This window comes from Ruminococcus sp. RTP21484sp1_RTP21277st1_D2_RTP21277_210401, assembly GCF_040924225.1.
In the GTDB taxonomy this organism is placed as follows: Bacteria; Bacillota; Clostridia; order Lachnospirales; family Lachnospiraceae; genus Blautia_A; species Blautia_A faecis.
In genome coordinates this window covers 25,202-48,064 of record NZ_JBCOMJ010000020.1, presented here as the reverse complement: position 1 = coordinate 48,064, position 22,863 = coordinate 25,202, and the positions used below count along the sequence as shown (strand labels likewise).

The following is a 22,863-nucleotide window of genomic DNA, read 5'->3' as shown; positions in this document are numbered from 1 at the left end:
TTTTTAATCTTCAACCTCATTTTTCAATATAAAGCTGGCCTGGAACCTGTTGCCGACCGCTTCGAAGCGACTGGCTCCGCCATGTTTTTCGCAAAGTTTTTTCATGGAAAGAATGCCGATTCCTTCCTGTTTGTTTTGCCGTTTTTTTGAGTAAATTTTCCCATTTTCCTGGAATAATATTCCGTCAAAAGAATTGTCTACCGTAATCAGAAGCATGTCGTGTTTCTTCTCCGTAGCAACTTCAATAAAGCGTTTTCCGTCATACTGACCGGCGGCAGTCACCGCATTATCCAGGGCATTGCCCAGAATCGTACAAAAATCAGTGTCCGGAATAGCAATATCTTTCAGATAGCAGCATACGGAAAACTCGATATTTTTCGCCCTGGCAATACAGCCGTAATGATAAAGGACGCCGTCTGCCGCGGCGTTTCCTGTATATGGAATTGTTACTTTTCCCATCTCTTCCAGTTCCAGATCATCACAATATCCCCGCAAGCCCTCCATATCATTTTTATCAAGAAAACCTTTAATAGCAGCTACCTGATGACGGAAATTATGGCGTGCTTCACGTTCTGCCAGAACCTGCTCCGTGAGCGCATGATAGTAACCTTTCTGCTGATCGATCTGCCGGTTCAGTTCTTTTTCATTTAGAAAATGCTGCTGATCATAAGACACCGCAAAGCAAATCAGCAATGTGGCGACGCCGATCAGACATTTACTCAACATTTGTGGAAAAGTGGTAGTGTAGACATCCACTCCTTCTGAAAAAATACTGGAAAAAAACATGGCAATAGGAATGAACCATAAGGTCTCCCAATAATTTTGGCATTCAATTTCAAGGAATGGTGTTACGGTATAACGGAGCAGGCTGCTAAGCAGCGGATATAGAAGCGCATACACTACAATTGCAATTGCGCTGGTTTCTGCAATTCCAATCGCATTTCCCTGCATTCCCAAAAGTGAACTGACATAAGCTCCGATTGACAGTGCAATCATGACAATATCTGCCACAATTCCAAATACAAACAAATGCACCTTGGTGTATCCAGGGACAAGCCAGATATTTACAGCAGCCATTACAATACAGAAAGCAATAAGATTTATCTTATAAAACGGCACGTCAATTTTCCGGTAATTTCCCACCCACATGCAGATTCCGAAGTCCACAGCCAGACCAATTGCATAGATTACAGTCAGTCTGATCCTGTCTTTATCTGAGATTTTTTCGTGAAACGGAACAATTCGCAGGATCAGAGTGGGGACATGAGCCAGGATACAGAGAAGACTTACAATCGCGATTATAATTGTATTTTCCATATATTTTTACCTCGTTTTAAAGTACTCCATGGGACGGTCCGCCTCTCCGTTTTTCTTCTCCATCCTCTTTAACTCCGGCAATATAGTCAGCAGCATTGTAACAAAACAAAGGCTTCCGCCAATTACATTAGATACCGGCTCTGCCAGGAATACTCCGTGAGTTCCCATTTTAAACACGTAGGGAAGCAGGTATGTCAACGGAACTACAATAAAAACTTTTCTCAAAAGCGAGAAGAAAATGGCCTGTTTTTTCTTATTTAAAGACTTGAAAACAGTCTGTCCAATGTATTGCAGATCCATAAAAATAAAGGCTGCAAAGTAGGTTTTCAATGCCGGAACTGCATCCTTTATCAAGAGCTTATCGGAGCTGAAAATGGCAATCAGATAATCCGGGACAAAGATAATCACGCTCCACATTACTGCTGTATAAACCAGAACCATTACTGCCAGAGTGACCATTGCCTTGCGGACAAGCTTCGGTCTTTTTGCCCCATAATTATAGCTCAGAATAGGTGATGTTCCTTCATTTATAGCATAAATCGGCGTCTCTACCATCTGACGGACACTGGATACGATAGTCATAACGGATATGTAAACATCCCCTCCGGTGACCCCCAGAACATTGTTGCAGCAGATGGTTACCAGGCTGTTTGTCAGCTGCATAATGAAGCCTGCAGTACCAAGACTGACAATGTTTTTTGCATTCTCTTTGCAGCTTTTCAGCTCTGTTTTTTTCAAAAGCCGAGCTTTCATTTCCGCTCTTTTTTCAAGAAAAAGTAGTACATAAGCAGCTGATAGGAACTGGGAAAGAACAGTCGCAATGGCAGCTCCTTTGATTCCGAAACCAAGCACAAAAATGAATAATGGATCCAGGATCAGATTGGCGACTGCACCAATTGCTACAGAAAGCATGCCAGTTGTCGCGTATCCCTGTGCATTGATAAACGGGTTCATTCCTGTGGCGATCATGGATGGAATCGTTCCGATCAGGTAGATCATCATGTAGGGATATGCATAAACCAAAGCATCCTCAGATGCTCCAAAAAGTACCAGCAGAGGTCTTGCAAAAAGCATACCAGCTATCATCAGAATGATCCCGCTTCCGCACACCATAGTAAAGGAAGTGTTCATCACTTCCTGCGCTTTCTGGTTGTCTTTCATACCTCTGTTTATAGAAAAAACAGGAGCGCCGCCACTGCCAAACAGATTTGCAAAGGCAGTGATAATCACGATTAACGGGAAACATAAACCGACTGCGCCAAGCGCTGTAGTTCCCACTTCAGGGATTCTGGCGATATAGATTCTGTCTACAATATTATATAAAAGACTGAGTATCTGTGCCACCAGCATGGGGATTGCAGCGCTGAAAATGTTTCTGGTTACCGTACCATTTTCAAAATCAATTCGTTTCATTTTGTTTCACAGCTTTCTTTTTAATTCATATTTTTATAATACTCTTGTTCTGTCAGTACAAATCGTTCCATTTCTTATGGAAATCTGGTAATCTCCGACATCCAGACAGTCCCCATTTTGGAAGGTTGTTTTTATGCAGAATGGGTTACTGCTGCGTAGGGCATCCTGGCCGGAAAGTGTCTTCTAACTCCAGTTTTCCGGTGCCTTTAAGTGTAAAAACTCCTGTCTCATGATATAATTTCTCCTGAAATTGTTTGAACTTTATAGGTTTATTTTGCACATTACGTGGAAAAATGTCAAGAGAAAAGGGACTATAACAGATGAATGTCACTTCATACGCAGCACGCATCTATTACAGTCCCTTATATATTCTCTTGTTACATTAATTTGATCCGCCTATTGCTTTTTCGATGTTTGAAGATCCAGCTTCTACAACTTCCATACCCGATTTATCCCCTTTAAAGCCACTATAAATACGTGAGTAAAACTGCTCCTTTGCAAACCCGACTTCTATAACAATCCAATCCCAGCCTTTCTCCTTATCGTTTCTGCTTTTAATTTTCAGAGTATCACAATTTAAACCGGCCTCCTTTAATACGGCTTCAACACCAGTATTATACGACTTCCAATTATTGCTTTTTACACCGTTTACTGTAACTCCGGAATTTGCTCCACAATAGATACTTTTTCCATTTAACATATCTGAAGTATATGCGTCTGGCAGTTCACTTGTGCTACGACATATCACAACCCAGACACCACAGCCTGAATTTTCTTGTCCTACAGCTTTCTTTGGAATATCCATTCGTCCTTCATTATATGCATTCGTCAATGCCGACTTAATAATTCGCGCATTTTGCATATCCACTGCCCTGCGTGCTTTTTCCAGCTGTCCATTAAAAATCGGGATTGAAACAGCAACCAATACCGCAATAATTGCAACTACAATCAATAGTTCCGCTAGTGTAAAACCGTTTTTGCTTCGGTATTTCATACAAGACCTCCCCATAACGCAAACAAATATTACATCTTCTTTATTACAATCTTTTTGCTTATGCCTCGTTTTACAAAAACCGTTTTGTAGCTCTTTGCCTTTTTCCTGGGGACGTAGATTTTCATCCTGGATGGAGTGCCTTTGAAGGCATTGGAGCCTACGTATTTGGCTTTCAGGCGGGAGGTGTAGATTCTCATTTCGTTTAACTTCTTGCAACCATAAAAGCTTTGTTTTCCGATAGCTTTTACTGAGCCGCCGATTTGTACGTAAGAGAGTTTCGTGCACTTATAAAAGGCATAGCTCTTAATCTGGATTACATTGTTTCCTATAATAGCCTTTTTCAGGTATTTATTGCTCTTGAATGCTTTGGAGGCTATTGAGGTTACTTTGTAATTCGCGCCCTTTAGATTTACGCTGTCTGGAATTGTGACAGTGCTTACTTTTTTCTTTATCGGTTTTATATATTCTACCGTGTCTGTGGCGGTAACTTTATAATATCCGTTTGTCGCTGGATGTTTCACTGTTGTGCCCACTTTATATCCAGTCGGCGCAGGTGTGTTTGTCGGCGTTGCTGTTGGCACCGGCGTATTCGTCGGCGTTGCCGTTGGTACTGGCGTGTTCGTCGGCGTTGCCGTTGGTACCGGCGTGTTTGTCGGCGTTGCCGTTGGTATTGGCGTATTCGTCGGCGTTGCCGTTGGTACCGGTGTGTTTGTCGGTACTGGCGTGTTCATCGGCGTTGCCGTTGGTACTGGCGTGTTCGTCGGCGTTGCCGTTGGCACCGGCATGTTTGTCGGTACTGGCGTGTTCGTCGGCGTTGCCGTTGGCACTGGCGTATTTGTCGGCGTTGCCGTTGGTACCGGCGTGTTTGTCGGTACTGGCGTATTCGTCGGCGTTGCCGTTGGTACTGGCGTGCTTGTCGGTACTGGCGTATTCGTCGGCGTTGCCGTTGGCACCGGTGTGTTTGTCGGCGTTGCCGTTGGCACTGGCGTATTTGTCGGCGTTACCGTTGGTACTGGCGTGTTCGTCGGCGTTGCCGTTGGTACCGGCGTGTTCGTCGGTACCGGTGTGTTCGTCGGCGTTGCCGTTGGTACCGGCGTGTTCGTCGGTACTGGCGTATTCGTCGGCGTTGCCGTTGGCACCGGCGTGTTTGTCGGTACTGGCGTATTCGTCGGCGTTGCCGTTGGTACTGGCGTGCTTGTCGGTACTGGCGTATTTGTCGGTACTGGCGTATTCGTCGGTAAAACAACCAACTTCGGAATTTCCTCTTCGCGTTTGCTCTGGCACACAGTACAAGTATATGTCTTAATTCCTGTACTCGAAGTGGTAGCCTCTTTCGTTATAACTCCGGCATCCCAGGTATGCGTATGCTCAGTTTCCCCGGAACCACCCTGCGTTTCATCATAAAAAACGACTGTAACCGTATAGGTTATCTTCGTTACGCCATCTGGCGCTGTCAGAACATACTGTACCGGATTTGTAAAATCATGAGATCTTCCACTGGTAAACTCATCTGCCACCGCTGTTCCTGTACCAGAACCATAATCAATATTCGGTGCCAGCCTGGTAACATCAGTTCCTTTTGGCAACCGCAGCGTAATCTTACGGTTCTCATTATCAATTTCCCCAACAACATCCTCTTTTAATTGGGAATTAAACGCCTTGTTAAGTACAAAACTATAAAATCTTGCCTCATTAGAAGCCGTCACTATAATTTTTATTGTGACTGGCAAAACTGCCTTTGTTCCTGTATCCACAATTTTATACTGTGACTCATAAATTCCCACTGGTGCAGTGACAGTTCCGGAAAAAGTAAAGTATTTGCTTCCATAAGAGCCTCCGCCAGGAACCGCAAAAACAGTTAAACCAGCTGGTAAATTCTCAGAAACAACCTGAGTTTCATACTTACCACTTCCACCTGTAACAAAGCCTGAATATATCCACTGCTCTTTTCCAGTTCCTGTAACCGCGTACAGCTCAGTATCTGTAATCGCCAATGGTTCTGTTACGCTCATTGTTCCAAGCACAGCGATCACGGCACCATATTCTCCTGGCAGCTTATCAGTCGCATAAGCAATAAGATCTTTTCCATTATCTGATGACTCTGTTATTCTGCCATTATCAATCACTGCCGATGAACCGCTTCCACTTCCAAGCGCCAAATGTATTCCATAAGTATTCAGATCAGCCCTTGTAATAACCGGCGATACTTTTCCATTGCTATATGTAATCTGAAGCTTCACTCCGGTCAGATCGAGTTTATCTCCAGCTACATAATTCAGTTTCTCAGGAGCTGCAAGCATAGTCAAAGCCGCTGGTGCATTCGCTGCAACCGTAATCGCCCACGGTATTTTTGCTCCAAAGTAATCAAAAGTAACCTGAGTATCCGAGGTTTTCAGTGCACCTGTTTTGTCATAGGTAAATCCACTGTAAATATAAGCTGCACGACCACCAATCGTCGCATACATACTGGCTCTGGATGGATTGAATACATCTCCTTCCACATAAGATTTCTTCGGCTGTCCTGATATTACAATGCTGCTGATATCACTGGTTTTTGGCGCAACAACTTCCATTGAATAAGCAACCTGTTTGCCCTTATATTCTACATAAACATGAGTAGTTCCTTCAGCAGAACTGTCAAAGCCGCTTATCATATCGGCTGTAATCTCAGAATAAGTTGTACCATTTATCAAAAGCCTGCCCCAATACCACGGTTTTTCTCCCACGTAACAGGAAGTCCAGTTGTTTTTTACCTCCAATGAAGTAATCTCCGGATTCTTCACCCGCTCTGGCAAACCATCCTCTGAAATCTTCCAGTCAGTTCCAAACTCCCAGCCCACGTAAGATTTGGAATCTTTCATCTGTGCCTCTGTGAGAAGTCCACCTGTTCCAATGGAAGCATCAGTTCCGCCGACAAGATTCCCCTCTCCACTCTTTCCATAACAGTTCAGCACATGTCCGCTTAAACCGTAAGAAGAGCTGAGTACATTATCAGCAGCAGTTCCACACATCTGTCCTACACGGTTGTTTGCTGCAGTTACTGTGATTTTTCCTGCATGGAGGCATTCTTTGAGCACACCGCCCATGCCCCCAAACTTCTGGATTTCTCCCGCAATTCCGCCCACATAGACCGGATATTCGTTTCCGTTTGTCTGGGTAACACGAATCGTACCGGTGCTGACACACTTGCTTATAGTACCAATGTTCAGACCTGCAATTCCACCTACCCAGCTTTTCATAGGAGCCATTGTCAAATTAACATTCAGCTTTGATGTGCAGCCAAAAATACTTCCGGCAAGTGCATTTTCACCTGCAATTCCGCCAAATTCCGGATATACAACAGCTCCGTTTCCGCCCATATATCCGCTAATCATTCCTGTCACCATACAGTCTTCAATATTTCCTTCATTGTACTGTGTGATGACGCCCTGCACGTTCTGCATATCATCATTAAAATCTGCAACTACACGCAGATTTCTAATTTTTCCCTGATTCATGGCTATCAGAGGCTTCTTCAATCCATAGATCGTATGTCCGTTTCCGTCCAGCGTTCCACCAAAATAAGAGATGGTAAAATTAATTCTTCCCTGTGTCTGGATATCTGAGGTCAGCTGATAATATGCGCCCTGATTTTCCTCGATCAAATTCAGATCATCCAGAGAATCAATCTGATAAGGACTGCTGCTTGTACCATTTCCGCCAGCTGGTTTCACAAATGAAGTCCGGCTTCCTATTACACGATAAACAATTCCGCTTTCCCCATCAGATGGGACTGTAAATTTTCCATCCTTCAGTTTCACAAGGATCGCGGAAGCTGCCGGAATGGAATATTTTGAGCCACTGTCTCCGGAAAATACCGGAAATGCAGATGCCTTTTTTGCCGCTATCCGATCGCCTGGAAAACTGTATATACCAGAAGCTTCTCCTGCTGCCACAGCTGTATAAAAATCTGAAAGAAGTGTTTTAAACGGAATTCCTGTTACCTTCTCCAGATAAGCTTCACAGGTAAGGGAGGAAGCATCTACTGTATAAAATCTCGGCAATACAGCCATAGGCTCATAGCTTCCTGCCATACGGTCAATTACGTATCTGACAAACAGGTATGGCATTCCATAGTCCTGGGCAATATCATCGCGATAACTCTTATACATCAAGGAAGAGCCGTTACGAATAGCGGTACTTCCTGCAATTCCGTTCATCCAGCCATTTGTGTCCGTACCGCCCCACAGATAATCCATGACCGTTACTGCAAGACCTTCGTTTATCCACATATATTTCTCGGAGGCATTGAATTTTGTTTTCAACCAGAATACTGCGTGCTGTCCCTCGTGAACCAGCAGACCGTTTCTTCTGGTCATTTCACCGGAGACATAGGATGCTGCCACCGGAGTGTTGATATGGATTGCTGTAATTCCCTCATCATACTGAAACTGACCACTTGCGCCGCTTAAGGTTTCCAGCACAATAGAGAGCTTGCCGGATCCATCTTCCCAGGGAAGATCGCCTCCTGCCAGTGTTTTCAGGATTTGATAGGGCTGTCTGTCATAAATACTCGCCATGTCTGATGCTATGAGAGATGTTTTTCCAGCGGCATCATAATCCGCTTTCATATTTTTGTCCATCCAGATATAACAATGTTCACCAATCCCAATGCATATATAGGTCTTGCCGCTGCCATTGCTTCTGTAAATATATTTTTCTTCTCCTATTGCATAAGTGGTAGTCGCTGCCTGGACGGATATACCATCGTCAGTCTCATCTGCTGATGTAATGGACGAAATAGCGCTTTTTTCATTCAGCGCAGTGACTGAGCGGGTGCTCCCTGCATTCAGCCCGGCCATGCTTTGAGCTGCGGGAAGCTCACTTCCACTTGAAACTGACGCAGTACTTCCACTGTCATCAAAGATCAGTGTGCCTGTACTCCTCGAATCAGATGTATCCGTATTAATAATCACTGCATACTCCCCAGTAAGTGTTTCCCCGGCCTTTCCCTCTGTCACTGCAGCAAAAACATTTACAACGTCCAGTATTCCCAGAAGCAGAAGACAGATTCCCACACACAGACCAATGGATTTTCTTTTTTTCATACACTCCTCCTGTAAAAAATTTCCTTTCCTACAGTTTACCATTTTTACAGTTTGTACACTATGTTTTTTTCTGCACTTTTCTGATTAATTTCAACAAAAAATGAGGCGAATGTATCGTTTCCGCTGATACATTGCCCCATTTAGACTTACTTTATTTTCTTATTAAATTACTCTTCCTCAAACTCCAGATCCTTACGGCTCATCTCCTCGATCAGCTCTCTCTTCACCTCAAAAAGCTTCGGAGAAAGATCCACATAAACCTTCTGTGGGTTGGAGAATCGTCTGGACTCGTCCCAGAGAGTGCTCTGTTCCTTCTGGCAGATTGCGCGAAGTTCCATTACTGACGGAGACGTATAAACGCGTTTTCCCTCCTTAATAACCGGAACCAGAAGCTCACGCACCTCGTAAGTGCCGCCCAGAATCTTAGTTTTTTTCCAGGTGTCAACCGGGTCAAATACTACCATAGTTTCATCTGGGTTCAGTTTCTCGTCAGCAAGACAGATCAAATCAGCTTTAATCTTGCCTGTGGACTTGCTGTAAATACGATATACTGTCTTATTTCCAGGGTTTGTTACCTTAGCTGTATTCTCCGAAAGCTTGATCTTCGGAACAAATTCACCTGTCTCAGGATTTTTCACTGCTGCCAGCTTGTATACACCGCCAAAGGCCGGGTTATCATTGGCTGTAATAAGTCTTGTTCCAACGCCCCAGGAATTAATCTTGGCATCCTGTGCTTTCAGGCTCTCGATGAGATACTCATCAAGGTCACTGGAAGCGGAAATGGTAGCGTCATCAAATCCGGCTGCAGCCAGCATCTTATATGCTTCCTTGGAAAGATAAGCAAGGTCACCGCTATCGATACGGATACCATATTTTTTCAGCTCAATGCCTTCCTCCCGCATTTCCTCAAATACACGGATTGCATTGGGAACACCAGATTTCAGCACGTCGTAAGTGTCTACCAGAAGGATACATGCATCTGGGTACATTCTTGCGTATGTCTTGAATGCAGTGTATTCATCCGGGAAGCTCATGATCCAGGAATGTGCATGGGTTCCAAGCACTGGCACGTCAAACATCTGACCAGTAAGCACACAGGATGTTCCGACACAACCACCGATCACAGCCGCACGGGCTCCAAAAATACCAGCATCCGGTCCCTGGGCACGGCGAAGACCGAACTCCATGATTCCGTCACCTTTCGCCGCATAGCAGACACGTGCTGCCTTAGTAGCGATCAGGCTCTGATGGTTCATAATGTTCAAAATCGCAGTTTCCACAAGCTGAGCTTCCATAATCGGTGCTACCACTTTCACCATTGGCTCTCTTGGGAAAATAACAGTGCCTTCCGGGATGGCATAAATGTCTCCGGTAAAATGGAAAGAGCGAAGATATTCCAGAAAATCTTCCTCAAAAATAGAAAGACCGCGAAGATATTCAATGTCTGCGTCTGTAAATCTCAGATTCTCAATATATTCAATTACCTGCTCCAGTCCTGCACAGATAGCAAAACCGCCTCCGCATGGGTTATCACGGTAAAACATGTCGAATACGACAGTCTGGTCAGTTGGGTTCTTAAAATACCCCTGCATCATGGTAAGTTCATAGAGATCCGTGAGCAGAGTCAGGTTATTTGCTCTCATGTTTATTCTCCTTATTAATGAGGCCAGTCTGAGACTCAATTACCTGAATAATTTTAAACAGGCTCCAGACAGGCTGTTTAATTATAAAAATTTTATACGGCAGCCACCTATGCGATTCCGTATATTTTGCTTGATTATAACACATTCATCCCGAAATGCACAGGGAAAAGGCACTTGAAATCTTAATTTTTTCCAGTAAAATCAAGGCTTTGCACGAATTGAATAAATTTTTTTAAAAAATTTGAAAAAAGGGGGTTGACTTTTATATGGGTGTTGATATATAATACAACATGTCGCAAGCGAGAAAACAACTTGCTAAAGCGCATAGGGCTATCGCCAAATGGTAAGGCAACGGACTCTGACTCCGTCATTTCAAGGTTCGAATCCTTGTAGCCCTGCTAAGTGGAGCACCTCGGATGAGGTGCTTTTTTCGTATTATGAAATTTCCGGAAGCCGCGTATTTACTGGCTTTGCGGGACTTTTAAAATTTTTTCTGAAACGCTTTTTCGTGGCTCTGAAAGGCGATTTTTTCCTTATTTGGCTTACTGATTTTTACTACATTTTCGGTGGTTTTCAGATGTGATAGGTCAATTTGGGATCGATTATAGGTCAATTTAAAATGACGTTGCTGCCAAAAGGTGCTGAAAACAGGAAAAATGAAGAAAATCGGCTAAAAATCGACAAAATTCTACTTTTTCTACCTTTTGCACAAAAAATTATGTTTACTTTTGTGATATTTTCGCCTCATAATCAAGACAGTTTCCACGCTTCAAGTGCACAAATCCATTTTAGTACTCCCACCGCTTATTCTTCTGTCCGAAGGCGAACCTTAATTGACTTACTTGGTCAGTTATATTTCGGCGTTTGCCTCACAGCCCTCGGATAATGTTCAAATAATCCTGTCTCTGGTCTACGACAGCATATATAATAACTTCCTTTCGGGCTTCATTAACTTTATAAAATACAAGGTCTTTTTCAAGAATCAATACCTTATAGCCCTGACGCTTTAATACCAGGTATCTTGGATCAATTCCAAGATCTGGATTTTCTCCCAGCTGTCGTATACGATCTTCTATTTCGTCTAACTTTTTCAATGCCACATCATTGCCGAAATTTTGTGCAATATATAATACAATCTTTCGCAGACCAGCATCTGCGGTATCAGTACGAACAACATTGTATTTCAAACTCAGCCCTCCTGCAGCATAGCACGTAAATCATCAAAGGTTTCACTGATCGGCGCAACACGACCATTCTTTACATCGTCTTCAGCTTCAGCAAGGACTTCAAGCAATTCGATTCTTGATTTCATATTCTTATACTCTTCATAGGACAAAGACACCGTATCACCTCTTCCATTTACAGTTATGATAACAGCTTCTTTTCCCTCACGGCACTGCTTTGAGATTTCATTATAATGATTTCTTAAATCCGCCGATGGTCTGATAGTTTCCTGCATAGCAAACATAATACGCACCTCCTGTTGTTATATATGAAAATTATATCATTTAATGTCTATACTTTCAACTTCTTAGTCAATTCCATTCATAAATTTTAGAATTCTTCATTTGTTCTAGCACCCCAAAAGGGGATGTCGATTAATACCTCATTTCGACATCCCCAGTAGTAATTGAACATAACTTCTCTTGATCTGTAATTAACTTAACTAATCGTATAGCCTTTCACATTCCTTAACAAGCAATTGTCTAGTTCCTCCTCGAACTCTTTGTCTGCCTTACTATTTTTCCTCTTTTCCAATATATCTATTATCTCTTTAACTTCAATTTCATCTCCATTTTTAAGATGCACTTCTGCATCTTCTTCCAATCCAGAAATATCAATACATTCTATTTCGTAATACTCCCCATTATACACAGCCTGAAAATTTGCCTCTTCTGTGTCATCTTCTATTAGATCACCTATTCCTTGTTCATCCAAATCTCTTTGCAAATCCGCAGTCTCTTTATTATCTTTGTACCATTCCGCAGCTTCCCTTGTTTCAAATGGATTGTTTCGTTCCTTTGATGGAGCACTTCAAACAAACTTATGGATTCTATCCCAAATATCCTGTGGCAGATGCTGGATATGGCTCATACAATAATTATATTTTCTGTGAACAGAACGGAATTGAAAAGTACATGAAATTTCCAATGTTTAAAAAGGAAACTAAAGATGAGAAATATCATGAAGATCCATTTCGTGCAGTTAACTTCAGAATTGATGAGCAAGGTGTCATGAGATGTCCTAACGATAAAGCATTCCATTTTTTATACAGAAAAAATGTGAGGGGAAATCAATACGGACGTAAGGAAGAATTGTATGAATGCGAAGACTGTAGTGGATGTCCATATGCAGAGAAATGTAAGAAGACAGATAAGAATCGAACCGTTCGGATCAATCAGGAATTAACTTCCATGCATCAGGAAGTAATCGAAAACCTAGAAAGTATCCACGGTGCATTATTACGAATGAACCGTTCGATACAAGCAGAAGGCACTTTCGGAATTATGAAAAACGACCGTTGGTACAAGAGAATTGTCCGAAGAGGTATTCATTCAGTCAAACTGGAAGTTTTACTTGTGGCGATAGGCCACAATCTATATAAATATCAGAAAAAAAAGATGAGAAACAGAACTGCCGCATAGATTCAAAAAAAGAATTTCTATGGGGTAGGGGAAGTGCGCTTTCTTTGCGCATGATTTCAATCATTTATACACAACAGGTACAAAAAGGGAGATGCGAAAAAACTCAATCGAGTTTTTTCACATCCCCTTTTTCCCTATACCACGTTACGTTCCATCATTACGCCCAGTAAATTCTGCATCCAGTTTCATGGCTCATATGAACCGGATGGCCAGGTGTATGCTCTGGCATATAAAATACATCATGGTATTCGTTTCTGGCCAGAAGCTTTCCATCCTGCTCTATCCACAGTGCAACATTATAGACGTTTCCACTGTGAATCGTTCCGTCAAAATCCCAGAGCTTTGTGAGAGAATCCTCTGCTATGACAATGCTTTTCACATCCTCAGCTACTACTTTGCCTGTTTCGTCAGTAATGCTGTAGCCTACCTGGCAGGTTCCAAGCGGATAACTGTAATCGTTTACTGCATAAATTGCATCCAGCTTGTCTTTAAATTTTAAAAATATTCCAATTGGCATATTGCTTTCCAGCACAGCCTGCAGACCCTTTTTCGGAAGCCCCCAGTAATCATAAATTCCGTAAAATGTTTGCGGACACATATCATTAAATAAGAACTGTACATAGCCTGCGTTTGGTTTATACTTCTGCATACGGTAATGTTCAATAAAATATTTCAGTAAATAATATTGATACTGTCCGATTGAATCCAAATTTTCCAGTATCGGCTGCAAACGGCGGTATACAGGTGGCATTTTTTTCAAGTCATCGATACATGGCGGTGCATCAAAACCAAACTCTGTATTCATTTTTTCTGTCGTTCCATAGATATCACTGTAATGTCCATCTGCACCATCCAATGAACCGGTATAGTTATGGCTGTCTCCGCTGTCTGGATCATTTACGCAGAAAGAACCTTTAATGACCGGACGACTTGGATCATGCTCGCATACTGCTGCAAATAGCTTCGGACCTGGGCTTACCTTCATCGCATCACAGTCAGCCCGATCCATATCCGGAGTAGGATTTAATGTAAGATTACCCGGCTCATTCATACAGATCCAGCAAAACAGAGAAGGATGTTTTTTTAGCATATCGACGGTTTCCAGATAAATATGGATAAAACGGTCTGCAAATGCTTCGTCCACCGGATGCATCCAGTTATATTCAGAATCATGCATAATTCCAAGGCCAAGTTCATCACATAGCTCATAGAAAACTGGAAGGTCTACGTGTACGTGTACACGAAGCATATTAAAGCCGCTGTTTTTTATTTGCAGCAAGTCTCTGCGATAACGTTCTTCGTTCATTGCAGAAACATATGCATCTGGAAAATAGGCTGTTCCTCTCATGTAGAAATCTTTTCCATTTAAAATAAATTTTGTCATTTCCGGTGTGCGATGCATCTCAATTTTCCGGAAACCAGTTGTCTCCTCGTAAGATTCCATTACTGAGCCATCTTTTGCACAGAGAGCAACTTTTACCCGGTAGACAAAAGGCGTTCCTTTATCCCATGTATTCCAGAGACGGACATGAGAGAGTATTCCATCCAGGCTGGCAACGGTCGGTTCAGGGTCATTGCATGACTGTGTGCCGACCAGATCCTCATTCTTTAAAAAGACTACTGCTCCGGTAAAGCAGTCTGTAATACTCCACTTCAAAGACGCAGTTTCCAGATTCTTTATCTTAACTTTCAAATGCAGACTGGCATTCTCCAGCGTATCATCCAGCTGATAAGAAAATTCCGGGTTTTCTGCAAAGCCAGCTCCCTTTTGTATTTTCAGGCTGACGCTTCCATAAATGCCGACCGGATTTACATCTCTTTGAATGAACGTGTCAGAATGCTCATAAGTACCTTTTACCATATTTCGGTAGATTAAAAAGGTACGCCGTTCCTGTCGGTTTGCTGCAACCTCGTCATCCCATGGTGACCAGACTTTTACGATCAGTCGGTTCTTTCCGTTTCTCTGTACTGCCTCGTCTAGTGAAAAAGAAAATGGAGCTGAATATCCTTCATGACTACCAAGGTATACACCATTCAGCCAAACTTTGCAGTAATAATCCACATTTGTAAAACAAAGTTCTATATGTTCTTCTGCTCCAAGTGCCAGTTCAAACTCTTTTTTATACCACCATGGGGCATCATTAAAATATCGCAGTTCTCTTCCCCAGTACGGATGCTCCGAAAAAAGGAGCTGTAGGTGCTTTAATTCTGGCAGTGGCTCCCATTCTGAAATTTGTGGCCCCTGCAGTGTCATAAAATCCTCACGTTCTGGCAGGCCAAGCTGCTCACACGTATCATGTACATCCTGTAAAATATTCCAGTTCTTTGATAAATCCAGTTTCATATATCCTCCTGTATTCAGCTCTTGACAGCACCTGCTGCCATGCCCTCCATTACCTGTTTATTTAAAAAGAAATATACTATAATTGTCGGAAGAATTGCAATTACGATTGCTGAAAAGGTAGCACCCCAGTCTCTGCGTCCCATTTCACCAACAAAAGCGTTTAGTCCGATTGGAAGAGTTTTCATCTCGTCTTTTGTCATAAACGTATTTGCATAAGTAAACTCATTCCAGATTGACACAAAGTTATAGATAACCACTGTGACAGTGGAATTTTTTGCCATTGGAAATACTATCTGCCTGAAAATCCTAAAATTACCTGCTCCGTCAATTGCTCCCGCCTCCAGCAGTTCATTCGGTATGTATTTCATGAATCCAACATACAGGAAAATACACATTGGCAGACTGAAGCCTATCTGTGGCAGAATAACGGCAGCATAGGTATTACGCAATCCCAACGTATTATAAGTCTGGAACATTGGGATCAGACATGAAAATGTGGGAATCATCATGCCAAGTAAAAAAAAGGTTAATACCTTTTCGCTCTGTTTGAAGCGAATTTTGCTGATCGCATAGGCCGCCGGTGCACTTAGTACTACGATACCAAACAGTGTACATATAGCTACAACCACACTGTTAAGAAAATAGCGCACGAGACTGGACTGCGTAAACGCTTTGATATAATTTCCAAGATAAAAGCTACCAGGAAGCGCATATGGCGCAGAACCGGCAATTTCCTCTGGTGTTTTTAAGCTCGCTATAAGAACCCAAAATACCGGGTAACTTTGCAGCACTACAAAAAAGATAATGAAGATTAGAAATATTATTTTTGTTTTCTTACCTGCCTGTAACGTTTCCATCTAATCCCCCCCATCAATCACTGAATTTTTTCTGAATCAGTTTAACGATTCCTACGGCTATTAATGATTCAATCAAAATAAATACCGCAAGCGTACTTCCATAGCCGAAGTTTGACATACTGAATGCCGTTTTATACATATAGGTTGCCACAAGTTCTGTTGCATTACCAGGACCACCTCCGGTCAGGATGTAAGATACATCAAATCCCTTCAGACAGCCGTTTACAAGAATGACCAGAACCACAAAAAACATATTTTTAATTGCCGGAAGTTTGACAAAGAAATATGCCTGTATCCAGTTGCATCCATCAATATACGCAGCCTCTATGGTGTCTTTGGAAACATTCATCAGTGCGGCATAAAAAATAACCATATATAATCCACAGAATTTGTATCCATCAATCAGAGTCACCCATGTTAGTGCATATTTAAAATCAGATAAAAAAGCTATTGGTTTGAGATGCATCAGCTTCATCAGTGCCGGTATTACACCGAGTGGCTGAACTGACAGCAGTTTTTCAAAGATCTTGCAGACCGCCATAGATGAAATAATACAGGGAATGAAGTACAATACCCGGAATAGATTGGACCCCTTTTTAATTCCGGAAAGAAGGGTAGCCATTAAAAGTCCCATAAACATCTGAAAGACTGTGCCGAGCAACAGGAAAAACATATTATTCAAAAAAGCAGTTCGCAAATTTTTATCTGACAGCATTCGGCTGTAATTTTTCAAGCCTGCAAATGTTTTTTCTCCGATTCCATTCCAGTCCATAAAGCTGTAGCCAATAGTTTGAAGCATTGGGAAAAGAACAATCGACACATAAACCACAAGTGCGGGCAATAAAAAAAGCCATGGTTCTATTTTTCTTTTTGGCTTCATATTTGTCTTCCTTTCTGATATCCAGGGCTTTTGATTTTCAAAAGCCCCGAATGCTGTTTCTCTGTCTTATTTCTGATTTTTTACATATTCATCCATATTTGCAGCCCACTCTTCAGGAGTTTCCTGACCAAGTGCAAGGATGACGGTCTCTTTTTCCAGCGGCTCTACAAGTGCAGAATCAATAACTACATCCCAGCATTTTGCATACTCCTTCACATTGGACACATCCTCAATGATCTGCTGATATACCTTTGGAAGACTCTGCATTGTTTCTTCATCTGGCATTACGGATGGAAGCTGATTGTAAGAAAGACTTGCATCTGCATAATGTTCAAGAAGGTATTTCATCCACGCTTTCATCTCGTCATCCACAGCATCGGTGCGAATCGCAGTTCCAATACCGGAGTTTGCAAAGAAGTCGGTTGCTGTTGTCACATCTGCATCTGAATATGTTGGCATAGTGAAGTATCCAATATTATCTTTAATGTTTTCGTCCTCACCAATCATATCTGCCTGATCAAGTGCCCATGTACCATTATACATAATTGCTGCCTGTCCGGAAGCAAAGAGATCAATCATTGTATCGTAATCTGCACTGCTCCAGCCTTCCTGGAAGTACTGTGCAATATCCTGAATAAACTGTGCTCCTTTCAGTCCTGCTTCTTCACCAAAAGATCCTTCTCCGGATACTGCATTTTCAATATATTCATTTCCTGTCAGTCGGAATGGAACCTGTGCAAAGTAGCGGAGGATTGGCCAGTCACCACCCATTGCAATCGGAATAATTTCCTGATCCTGTAACAGCTTGCAATCTGCAAGTAACTCATCAAATGTTTTGGGAGTTTCCGTAATTCCAGCCTGCTCAAACAGATCTTTGTTGTAGAAGAAATATTCGGTGTTGCACTGCAGCGTCATCAGATTCAGACTGCCATCTGAAAGTCTTGCGTATTCCTTCGAGATTGGGAAAATCTGGTCATACATTCCAAGCTCTTTGTACAAATCTTCAAAGGAATAGGCTTTTCCGTCTGCAACAATATCTGCGAACCAGGTATCCGGATCGGAGTCAAACCACTCAGGCAATTCATCGCTTGCTGCCAGAATTTTCAGTTTCTGCAGATATGCAGTACGATCTGAAATATTCTCAATTTCAAAATTAAAGTCCAGATCAGGATTCTCTTCCTGGTACTGCTTGGCAATATCCTGTATTGCCAAAATTGCTGATTCAGATGCACTTCTGGATGACAGCCAGTTAATATTCAGTTCACGTTCTGCTGCATTTACTGTTACTCCAAATATAGAAGATGCCATGGCAGCTGTTAATGCTGCGATAAGTATTCTTTTTTTCATTACGATTTCTCCCTTTTAATTTAATTTTTTGTTCCTGAATATACTTCAAACCGGTTTAATTTTTTTCTGGAACTCTTTGTTGTCTTAATTATAATAAAATACGAATCTCTCCGGAATGGAGAAAATTCGTATTATTGGTAAAATCTTAAGTTGTCTTTAGATAGTTGCTGCTCACATTCTGATACTGTTTCGGTGATACACCGAAATATTTTTTGAAGCACTTACTGAAGTAACTGACATCGAAAAATCCGACTCTTTGAGCTACTTCTGTCACATTGTAATTCGTTCTTTGGAAAAGCCTGCCGGCCATTTCCATTCGTGTCTGTAAAATATATGCTCCAATCGTTGTATCTGTCTGTTTCTTAAAAAGAAAGCACATATACTGAAGATTGACATCCAGTGCATCCGCAATCTGCTCAAGGCACAATTCATCATCCTGATAATGTGCCTTGATGTATTCCTTTGTTCTTCTCACAATGGCAGAATTGCTGCTATTCTTTGAAAGATGTACCTGCTGTAAAATCTGTTCTCCATAGCGAATGAGTTCCGTCTGAATTTCTGAGACAGAACTGATTTCTATATAATCACTGGAAAAAAGCTTGCTGTTTTTTTCAACCGTTTCTGTCACTCCGTATTCCATAGCGAAATCCAGCAACGCAGACGACACCTGGTTGATCTGCAGCAAAAACTGTTCCCGAGATGGCTGGAGCAATGCAAGAGAGTCTGCAAATGTCCGCAGCATTTCTTTTACTAGGCTCCTCTGATTTTGTCGCATAGCAGCAACCAGCCGTTGGATAAAATCATCATTTTGCAGCAGATAGCCGTTTTCCTGCTGCTCTTCAGTGGCATCCTCTACGTAAAAAACGCCGGAATATTCATAAAAACACCGTTTTCGTTCCAACGCAAACGCTTCAATATAGGAGTCATAAAGCTGATTGGCTTCTGTATAAAATCCTCCAATTACAGCAGTGGTTCCAAGATCGCCCTCCGGGTCACATACCTCAATCGTTTTTTTCAGCAGCGACCGAATCCACTCTGCATCATAAGGTGATTCACATATTCCTACAAGAAGGCAGAGCGATTTCTGGAAATTAATGTAACTGATGCAGCAGTTTTTTTCTCCAAGTAGTTCACAAAACACATTTTCTACCGTAAAGTAGTAAAGCTCATAATCTGTTTTTTTCCAGTTGCCCGGTAAATGATTAACCCGGTAAAGTATGGCGACATGGCGCTTGGCATCCAGTCGATAGCCCACCTCAGAAGCAAGCTTCTGCATTCCCTCCTGATCCTTATCTTTTCTTACAAACTGTGATGCTGCAAAATGTCTCATATAATTTTGATAGTTTCGCTTTTTTTTATCCAGCACCTCCAGATTTTGATCCTTTTTCACTTCCTGATCGATTCGTTCACTGGTTTGCCTGAGACTCTTATGCAGACTCTCGACTGTCACAGGCTTCAGCAGAAAATCCTGTACTCCCATCTGAATGGCTTTCTGCGCATACTCAAACTTGTCATAACCGGAAATGATAATAAAGCGGGTCTGAAGTGCTTGTTTCTGTATATATGAAATTACATCAAAGCCTGTCATCTGTGGCATACTGATGTCGATCAAAATAATTTCCGGATGATACTGTTCAATCAGCTCGATACCAAGCTTTCCGTTTCCGGCGTCACCTACCACAGTAAATTCATCCTTAAAGCTCCTGACATATTTTATTAACGCCTGTCTGAAAAAATACTCATCATCAATAATAACGATTTTCTTCATATTGCTTTCTCCCCGCTGTTTCTTGGTCTCTTTCCAGTATAGACGATGCTGTTTCGTCTAAATGTTCCAGTTTCGGAATCCGTAATATCACGATTGTCCCTTTCCCTGGTTCACTTTCCAAGCGGATGCCGTATTCGGTTCCATATAAAAGTCGCACACGCCTGTTGATGCTGAATAATCCGAAAGAACCCTTTTCCTCTCCACGGGCTTCGTCAAGATTCTTATTCAGCTGACAGAGTTTTTCCGGTTCAATTCCGTTTCCATCATCCTTTACGGTAATTACAACAGTATCCGCTGCATTTTTTATGCTCAGTGAGACGAAACACATACGACCATCTGATGCTGTTCCGTGAACAATCGCATTCTCCAGAATCGGTTGCAGAGTCAATTTTGGAATTACGTACTGTTCCGTTTCCTTTTCACATACGATTTCGTAATCAAAATACTCCATGTGGCGTAATTTTTCAATGTATAAATACTGTTTTACCATATCAATTTCTGTAGCAATGGTTATAATATTGGATCCCTTGCTTAACGAATTGCGATAGAATCTGGCAAGTGTAGAAATTGCTTCGCCTGCCTCATCATAAATACCAAGATCTATCATAGATTTGATCATTTCAAGCGTATTGTACAGAAAATGAGGTTTAATCTGCTCCTGTATCAACCGAAACTGATAGTCATTTTTTTCACGTTCTTCTTCATAAATGGTTTGTAAAAGCTGTTGTGTCTGTTCGGCAAATGTATTATACCCACGGTATAAAATCTGGATTTCTTCGGAAGTTCCAGGCACTTCTACCGGTGCATAGGCTTCTTTTACTACATTCTTCATGACCTCACTCAGATCCAGGATTGGCCCAGATATGGCTCTGGCATTCCACCAGGATAAAAGTGCAAAAAACAGAATCACCAGTAAATTACAGATAAAAAAGATCCTTGCAAACAAATGCTGTTCTTTCATCAGCTCATCCATTGGAATCACATGAATGAGCTTCCAGTCTGGCAGTGACATTTGTGTTGAGCAATAGACAACATTTTCCTTGGTCAAATAGTCCTGTGTTTCCAGATTCTCTACATCCCTCTTGGAAAAGGGAAAGGCTTCCCGTATGGTTTTTCCTGTGTAATTCAGGTCCGATGCAAGTAAAATAGTATTTTCCTGATCCGTTATGTAAAACGTAACCTCGCTGTTATTTGGCCTGTAGTTTACAAATGGCGAGGCTATAGTTGATGCTTCGATGAAAAACATAAGGTATCCATAAGTTTCTCTTGTATTTAAATCAACAATCGGCTTTGATATCAAAAAAACATATTTTCCGTTTTCCTTTAATGTTTCTCTTGCAGGCAAATAAAAATAAGGACCTGTTATCATCGCCTGTCTTGCATTTTGATGCTGTTTCATTATCTGTTCTTTATCAAACGAATCCAGTTCCGACAGATTATATCCGCCAGCCTGAAAAAAACTTCCGTCTTTCGCCATAATATCCCACATTGCAATATTAGGGCTCAGGGCAATAATGGCATTAATAATGGTATTGATTTTTTTGCGGACAGCATATTGTTCTGCTTCAGATCCCGGCAGTGTTGGATACGTTCGGGCGATACGGATAATTCCATCATTGATCGATGCTGATATGCTGAAATTGATGACGTGCTGTAGTGTACTTTCCAGATTATCTGTGATAGAAGCAAGCTCTCGCCTGGTACTGCTTACTGCAAGCTGCGAAAAATATTTTTGTGAAGAAAACTGAAACACCCCCATAATGAGCAACATAATTCCTAAAAAACATCCAACAAAAGAGAAAAAAATCCGGTTTCTCAATTTTGCAAACCATTTTTGTACTTTTGTCATAATTTCCTCCATTTTCATGATCTGTACTGCTTTTCTTAATTTTTATTATAACCAGTTTATATCTGTTTCTCAATCAATAATTTCCCACAAACTAGGGTGTGTTTGGAAAATGCTTTCTGCAAGATGTGCGTCACAGCTTGTGGAACCTTTGTCCCGCAAAGTGAGGAATGCAGATTCCAGAAAGGAGCAGATGTTTCATGGATGAAGTGTTAGATGAGCGCAAAAGAAAAATGTGAAGATAAAAAAGATGAAAGCGAAGAGTGTAAAGAAACAGATGGTATTCAATATAGCGATAATGATATAAATAATTTTATAAATAAAGCAAAGAAGATTATGCTGGAAAGATATTGTGAATTAGAAAATGGGTCATTAAGAAAGGATGATGAGGAAAGAGATAACATACGTCGTTATATATTACAAAAATATCCAACGGTTGTAGAGAAATATAAAAGTCATCATAATCGCTAGTTTCACGCTCTTGTTTCAATCTTCCCAGCTTTTTTCCGATTTCTCTTGGAAAAATATCTGTTGCAACATATGTCTTATTAAAATATGCAACAGCATCTTTATGTCTCTTAAAATCTACCTCTTCTAAAGCCAAAACCGCCTTCACCGCATAAAAAGCGGCATAATAGCTACGGTTTATTGAATCCTTATAATGTTGACTTTCCAGACATAACGCAGATACCCCCAACGTCTCGATTGCGCTTCTCATGCGA

Annotated in this window: 17 protein-coding genes, 1 tRNA gene and 1 pseudogene; 3 read left to right on the top strand and 16 right to left on the bottom strand. The window is 41.6% G+C overall.

Annotated features, from left to right (window positions below):
* Window positions 1–3: 3 nt before the first annotated feature.
* From AB5706_RS13940 to AB5706_RS13920, 5 genes are all read right to left on the bottom strand, one after another.
* Window positions 4–1,317, bottom strand: coding sequence for a sensor histidine kinase (locus AB5706_RS13940; RefSeq protein ID WP_173736161.1), 1,314 nt, complete (start codon window positions 1,315–1,317; stop codon window positions 4–6).
* 6 nt (window positions 1,318–1,323) lie between these two features.
* On the bottom strand, window positions 1,324–2,730 hold the full coding sequence (locus AB5706_RS13935) for an MATE family efflux transporter (protein WP_173772776.1): 1,407 nt from the start codon (window positions 2,728–2,730) through the stop codon (window positions 1,324–1,326).
* A 382-nt stretch (window positions 2,731–3,112) separates the two neighbouring features.
* Window positions 3,113–3,724, bottom strand: coding sequence for a type II secretion system protein (locus AB5706_RS13930; RefSeq protein ID WP_173716958.1), 612 nt, complete (start codon window positions 3,722–3,724; stop codon window positions 3,113–3,115).
* Window positions 3,725–3,753: 29 nt separating this feature from the next.
* On the bottom strand, window positions 3,754–8,811 hold the full coding sequence (locus tag AB5706_RS13925; protein WP_368366139.1) for a leucine-rich repeat protein: 5,058 nt from the start codon (window positions 8,809–8,811) through the stop codon (window positions 3,754–3,756).
* Window positions 8,812–8,978: 167 nt separating this feature from the next.
* Window positions 8,979–10,454: a nicotinate phosphoribosyltransferase gene (locus AB5706_RS13920; protein WP_148463463.1), complete on the bottom strand. Its 1,476-nt coding sequence runs from the start codon at window positions 10,452–10,454 to the stop codon at window positions 8,979–8,981.
* Between the two features lie 326 nt (window positions 10,455–10,780).
* On the opposite strand from AB5706_RS13920, the gene AB5706_RS13915 reads away from it, so the two are divergent.
* Window positions 10,781–10,852: transfer RNA gene (locus tag AB5706_RS13915), tRNA-Gln, on the top strand.
* Window positions 10,853–11,323: 471 nt separating this feature from the next.
* Here AB5706_RS13915 and AB5706_RS13910 read toward each other — a convergent pair.
* The 3 genes from AB5706_RS13910 to AB5706_RS13900 form a co-directional block, all read right to left on the bottom strand.
* Window positions 11,324–11,641, bottom strand: coding sequence for a type II toxin-antitoxin system RelE/ParE family toxin (locus AB5706_RS13910; protein WP_173716955.1), 318 nt, complete (start codon window positions 11,639–11,641; stop codon window positions 11,324–11,326).
* A 2-nt stretch (window positions 11,642–11,643) separates the two neighbouring features.
* Window positions 11,644–11,922 (bottom strand): type II toxin-antitoxin system Phd/YefM family antitoxin, encoded by a 279-nt coding sequence (locus AB5706_RS13905; protein ID WP_173719200.1) that lies wholly within the window; start codon window positions 11,920–11,922, stop codon window positions 11,644–11,646.
* A gap of 194 nt (window positions 11,923–12,116) precedes the next feature.
* Window positions 12,117–12,404, bottom strand: coding sequence for a hypothetical protein (locus tag AB5706_RS13900; RefSeq protein WP_173772743.1), 288 nt, complete (start codon window positions 12,402–12,404; stop codon window positions 12,117–12,119).
* A 200-nt stretch (window positions 12,405–12,604) separates the two neighbouring features.
* On the opposite strand from AB5706_RS13900, the gene AB5706_RS13895 reads away from it, so the two are divergent.
* Entirely contained in the window at window positions 12,605–13,099 is a 495-nt protein-coding gene (locus AB5706_RS13895; RefSeq protein ID WP_226837848.1) for a transposase, read from the top strand.
* A gap of 157 nt (window positions 13,100–13,256) precedes the next feature.
* On the opposite strand, the gene AB5706_RS13890 is transcribed toward AB5706_RS13895, so the two are convergent.
* From AB5706_RS13890 to AB5706_RS13860, 7 genes are all read right to left on the bottom strand, one after another.
* Window positions 13,257–15,443, bottom strand: a complete 2,187-nt coding sequence (locus tag AB5706_RS13890; protein WP_368366138.1) for a glycosyl hydrolase 2 galactose-binding domain-containing protein — start codon at window positions 15,441–15,443, stop codon at window positions 13,257–13,259.
* A 14-nt stretch (window positions 15,444–15,457) separates the two neighbouring features.
* Window positions 15,458–16,300 (bottom strand): carbohydrate ABC transporter permease, encoded by an 843-nt coding sequence (locus AB5706_RS13885; protein WP_148463458.1) that lies wholly within the window; start codon window positions 16,298–16,300, stop codon window positions 15,458–15,460.
* A gap of 13 nt (window positions 16,301–16,313) precedes the next feature.
* A complete protein-coding gene (locus AB5706_RS13880) occupies window positions 16,314–17,180 on the bottom strand; it encodes a carbohydrate ABC transporter permease (protein ID WP_148463457.1) in 867 nt (288 codons plus the stop codon).
* Between the two features lie 66 nt (window positions 17,181–17,246).
* Window positions 17,247–18,527, bottom strand: coding sequence for an extracellular solute-binding protein (locus tag AB5706_RS13875; RefSeq protein ID WP_148463456.1), 1,281 nt, complete (start codon window positions 18,525–18,527; stop codon window positions 17,247–17,249).
* Between the two features lie 145 nt (window positions 18,528–18,672).
* The gene (locus AB5706_RS13870) at window positions 18,673–20,295 is read right to left on the bottom strand and encodes a response regulator transcription factor (RefSeq protein WP_148463455.1); all 1,623 of its coding nucleotides are present in this window, start codon (window positions 20,293–20,295) and stop codon (window positions 18,673–18,675) included.
* Window positions 20,273–22,144: a sensor histidine kinase gene (locus AB5706_RS13865; RefSeq protein ID WP_195589066.1), complete on the bottom strand. Its 1,872-nt coding sequence runs from the start codon at window positions 22,142–22,144 to the stop codon at window positions 20,273–20,275. Before AB5706_RS13865 ends, AB5706_RS13870 begins: the two co-directional genes overlap by 23 nt.
* Window positions 22,145–22,213: 69 nt before the next feature.
* The gene (locus AB5706_RS13860; RefSeq protein ID WP_368072576.1) at window positions 22,214–22,303 is read right to left on the bottom strand and encodes a DUF6783 domain-containing protein; all 90 of its coding nucleotides are present in this window, start codon (window positions 22,301–22,303) and stop codon (window positions 22,214–22,216) included.
* Between the two features lie 54 nt (window positions 22,304–22,357).
* Here AB5706_RS13860 and AB5706_RS13855 point away from each other — a divergent pair, with 54 nt between their 5' ends.
* Window positions 22,358–22,612: a hypothetical protein gene (locus AB5706_RS13855; protein ID WP_226822672.1), complete on the top strand. Its 255-nt coding sequence runs from the start codon at window positions 22,358–22,360 to the stop codon at window positions 22,610–22,612.
* A gap of 37 nt (window positions 22,613–22,649) precedes the next feature.
* Here the strand turns inward: AB5706_RS13855 and AB5706_RS13850 are convergent.
* Window positions 22,650–22,859: pseudogene (locus AB5706_RS13850) on the bottom strand (HEPN domain-containing protein); the annotation flags it as partial.
* Window positions 22,860–22,863: the final 4 nt, after the last annotated feature.